4 protein-coding genes and 2 pseudogenes are annotated in these 4,093 nt (G+C 41.5%); 4 read left to right on the top strand and 2 right to left on the bottom strand.

Translation table 11 applies throughout. The annotated features are described in order from the left end of the window. Positions 1-170 (top strand): annotated as a pseudogene (locus IM473_RS09015) (IS5/IS1182 family transposase); the annotation flags it as partial. Positions 171-386: 216 nt separating this feature from the next. Here IM473_RS09015 and IM473_RS09010 read toward each other — a convergent pair. Both IM473_RS09010 and lepA read right to left on the bottom strand, forming a co-directional pair. Then, on the bottom strand, positions 387-599 hold the full coding sequence (locus tag IM473_RS09010; RefSeq protein ID WP_287659970.1) for an ATP-binding cassette domain-containing protein: 213 nt from the start codon (positions 597-599) through the stop codon (positions 387-389). A gap of 170 nt (positions 600-769) precedes the next feature. Continuing rightward, positions 770-2,581: a translation elongation factor 4 gene (gene lepA / locus IM473_RS09005; protein ID WP_061433386.1), complete on the bottom strand. Its 1,812-nt coding sequence runs from the start codon at positions 2,579-2,581 to the stop codon at positions 770-772. Between the two features lie 333 nt (positions 2,582-2,914). Here lepA and IM473_RS09000 point away from each other — a divergent pair, with 333 nt between their 5' ends. The 3 genes and pseudogenes from IM473_RS09000 to IM473_RS08990 all read left to right on the top strand — a co-directional run. Further along, positions 2,915-3,145 (top strand): type II toxin-antitoxin system CcdA family antitoxin, encoded by a 231-nt coding sequence (locus tag IM473_RS09000; protein WP_002762207.1) that lies wholly within the window; start codon positions 2,915-2,917, stop codon positions 3,143-3,145. 226 nt (positions 3,146-3,371) lie between these two features. Further along, positions 3,372-3,518: a hypothetical protein gene (locus tag IM473_RS08995; protein WP_287659971.1), complete on the top strand. Its 147-nt coding sequence runs from the start codon at positions 3,372-3,374 to the stop codon at positions 3,516-3,518. A 147-nt stretch (positions 3,519-3,665) separates the two neighbouring features. Beyond that, positions 3,666-3,902, top strand: a pseudogene (locus IM473_RS08990) (hypothetical protein); the annotation flags it as partial. Positions 3,903-4,093 lie beyond the last annotated feature (191 nt).

The following is a 4,093-nucleotide window of genomic DNA, read 5'->3' as shown; positions in this document are numbered from 1 at the left end:
CTATAGGTCGGATTGTAAATAAGACGGAAAAAATGCTTTGACAATCGGGAAACTTCCGTTTAAAAGGAAAAAAAGCTCTACTAAATCAAGCAGAGATACCGGTCGTAACGGTAATGGATGTAACGGAAACTCCCATTGAACACCCCAAAAAGAAACAGAAAGATTTTTGGCGTTGCTGAATCAAGGTATGAATGACAACCTTGCACCCATCCAAAAGTTAGTTTGGGTCTAGGTTTTAAAAATCCCACAAAAGAAGATTCATATCTCAAATCAGCAACGCCAAAAATTCGGCGTTGCTGAATCAAGGTATGAATGACAACCTTGCACCCATCCAAAAGTTAGTTTGGGTCTAGGTTTTAAAAATCCCACAAAAGAAGATTCATATCTCAAATCAGCAACGCCAAAAATTCTACATCCCATTTTACCCGATTTACAGATGCACCGTTAGCGATTCTTTTTAAATTACTAATTGCCTTTAAAATAGAGGTTTTTCCTGCACCTGAGATACCAACTAATAAATTCAAATCTGGAAAAATATCCCAAGAATCTATACTTAATCCAGAGGATAAATCTTGATAGGATAATCTCAAAAGTTTCATAATAATACTAAATCCGTTGAGTATAGGCTACTTATGAGGATAGGCAAAAGGCAAGAGGCAATAGGCAAAAGGCAAAACGGAGAATAAATAATCAGTTTTTAATAACCAGATTTAGTATAATTAGCCACTGCCAAAACTAAAAAGGGTGAGTTAATTCTCACCCCAAGACTTTACTGCGGATCGAGTTTTAGGACTGCCATAAATGCTTCCTGGGGGACATCAACAGTTCCGATCGCTTTCATCCGTTTCTTACCTTTTGCTTGCTTGTCTAACAGCTTTTTCTTGCGGCTAATATCACCACCATAACACTTAGCTAAGACATCCTTTCTTAAAGCGGGAATATGTTCACTAGCGATAATTTTAGAACCAATAGCGGCCTGAATGGGAACCTTGAATTGATGCCGGGGAATCAATTCTTTTAACTTTTCGGTTAACGCACGACCAACATAATAAGCTTTATCCCGGTGAACGATCATCGCTAAAGCATCAACGGGATCACCATTGACCATAATATCTAATTTAACTAGCTCATTTTCCCGATAGCCAATTAATTGATATTCCATACTAGCATAACCGCGCGATCGAGATTTTAATTGATCAAAAAAGTCCGTCACCACTTCTGCTAAAGGTAACTCATAAATCAAAGCGGTGCGAGTTTTAGTAAAATAACGCATATCCTTGAAAACTCCCCGACGACTTTGACATAATTCCATCAAAGCGCCTACATAGGTTTCCGGAGTAATCATTTCCACTTGGATATAAGGTTCCTCAATTTTTTCCCGTTTTTGTGGGGAAGGTAACAAACTGGGATTATCCACTTCGACAATTTCCCCATCGGTGGTAGTGACCTGATAAACTACCGAGGGAGCAGTGGTAATTAAATCTAAGTTATATTCCCTTTCTAGTCTTTCCTGGACGATTTCCATGTGTAGCAGTCCCAAGAAACCGCAACGGAAACCAAAACCCATGGCGCTAGAAGTTTCCGGTTCGTAGGATAGAGCTGCATCGTTTAATTTTAACTTTTCCAGCGCATCTTTGAGATCGGCATACTGATCAGCATCGGTGGGGAATAATCCGCAGAAAACCATCGGTTTTGCTTCCGTATAACCGGGTAAAGGCTCTTTTGCCGGTTTAGCGGTTAGAGTAATCGTATCACCCACCCGGGCATCAGCAACAGTTTTAATCGCAGCTGCCAGATAACCCACTTCTCCCGCGTGAAGTTCATTTACCTGTACCTGTTGCGGTGATAAAATTCCCAATTCATCGATCACAAATTCTTTACCAGAAGCCATAAAACGAATTTTATCGCCCTTTTTCACCCGACCATCCATGACGCGGAAATAAACAATTACCCCTCGATAAGCGTCGTAATAACTATCAAAAATTAAAGCTCGGAAGGGTTCTTCGAGGGTATCTTGGGGAGGGGGAACCAATTGGACGATCGACTCTAGAATATCATTAATACCGATCCCAGCCTTAGCCGAGGCCCGAATCGCCTCACTACAGTCTAAACCCACCACTTCCTCGATTTCCGCCGCGACTCGTTCCGGTTCGGCACTGGGTAGGTCGATTTTATTTAAAACTGGGATAATTTCGAGGTTATTTTCCAGTGCTAGGTAAACATTGGCTAAAGTTTGCGCCTCTACTCCTTGGGACGCATCCACAACTAATAAAGCTCCCTCGCACGCCGCTAAAGACCGAGAAACCTCGTAGGAAAAATCCACATGGCCGGGGGTGTCAATCAGATTGAGAACGTATTTTTGACCATCCTTAGCGGTATAATCCATCCGTGCCGCCTGTAACTTGATGGTGATACCTCGTTCCCGTTCCAAGTCCATATTATCGAGAAATTGTTCTTTCATCTCCCGTTGGGCTACGGTTCCTGTAATTTGCAGGAGGCGATCGGCGAGAGTTGATTTACCATGATCGATATGAGCGATGATGGAAAAATTGCGAATGCGAGAAACGGGAACGTCAGTCATCGTGGTTCACTGTTGGCAAAAGTCAGGGGTTTATAAAATTTTAGATTCCTTAATTCATTGTAGAGGTAAAGTCTCTAAGGCTGGAGCAAAAGCGAAAAGTAAAAGGTAAAAAAAGCTAAACTGCAAGTATAGTCAGGGTTTTGACCTTAGCTTTCCCTCTCGGCATCCACAGGAAACTATGGTAGGCTTGATTATGGGGACAAAATCAGGCAAAGGGCAATGGCTAAGGAAAGGCTCTATGATTTGTCCAAATCGGATTACTATAGATAAACTCTTGGATGAGAATCCTCGACTGACGGGTAGAATGATAGATAGCAATCATTAATAGAGCTTATGAACGACAATGCTACACCGACTCAGCGCACGGCGGAGAAAGTTGAAATCGCTATTCACCTTGACTCGGAAGTTTTAGAACAGATTAAACACCTGACTAACGATCCTAGTCGCATTATCGAAACAGCGATTAAACAGTGGCTAAGAGGAGAGAAACAACCAGATGAGGACTTAACCCGTCATCTTCGACGCAATCCCCCCGTACCACCCAAAGGGGAATGGAATGACTAAGATTTTTCAGTCTCTAATAGGTTATTTCCCGACGGAGAGACTGAAATATTTTCTTAGGTCAACCATTGATGGTAATTGAGATTTTTTCCCCAACTAAGCTAGTCATACTAAATTCGTTGAGTATAGGCTAGATATCAGGACAAGCAAAAGGGGGAATAGATAATCAGTTTTTAATAAACGGATTTAGGATCATTTTGCTTGGGTACTGACAGGAGGAACAAAACTGATGCAGATAGAAATTCAAGGAGCCGATGCTATCAAAGTTGCTCAGGATATCCTAGATATGGAAGGGGTGCAAGGCAGCTACGAAGTTATCTCTGAAGTGGAGAGAGAGGGGGAGCATCCCACTTTTGCAATAAGCAATTGTACTTAGATGCGAAATACTTATATGGCAAGCCTTTTCGGGAGTTCATAGATTTTCAACGGTTCTCTAAATTGTGTGATTGGAACCAGAATCGTTATTACAAAAGCCTTCTTACCCTTCTGAGCATTTATACTCATTACATAATTGGGATGCTCCCAGAGAGAGGGAACCCTTGCCACCATCGCCACCATCATCGGCATTATTAGCGGAACAATCGCCATCGCTGAGAAATTGTACCAATTAAAGCAAAAAATTGACTCTCCTGAAACCCCGAAGATCGAACGGGTGTTAATTGTCAGCAAAAACGGCGATCGCCTGATGCTCAAAGATGCTACCCTAGAGCAACTACAAAAACTCTTGGAACAAGAAAAATCATCAGAAAAATGGGTTTGAAACCCCGTCCTAAAAGCTATCCCTTATAGGGATCTTTCTTAACAATTGTTTCAGTAAGCACTCCAACCCTTATCCTGACTTGATTTCAGTTTTTTCTTTGTCAGTAAGGGTGTCAACAAGGAATATTACAAATTGTTAACCGAGTCTTGAAAGCCTTGTGCTACAAAGGTTTGAAATGTTAAGAAAGATGT

Origin of the sequence: Microcystis sp. M015S2 (genome assembly GCF_020245945.1) — a bacterium.
Lineage (GTDB): Bacteria > Cyanobacteriota > Cyanobacteriia > Cyanobacteriales > Microcystaceae > Microcystis.
The sequence above is the reverse complement of the archived record's forward strand: the minus strand, read 5'-3'. Positions and strand labels throughout refer to the sequence as shown.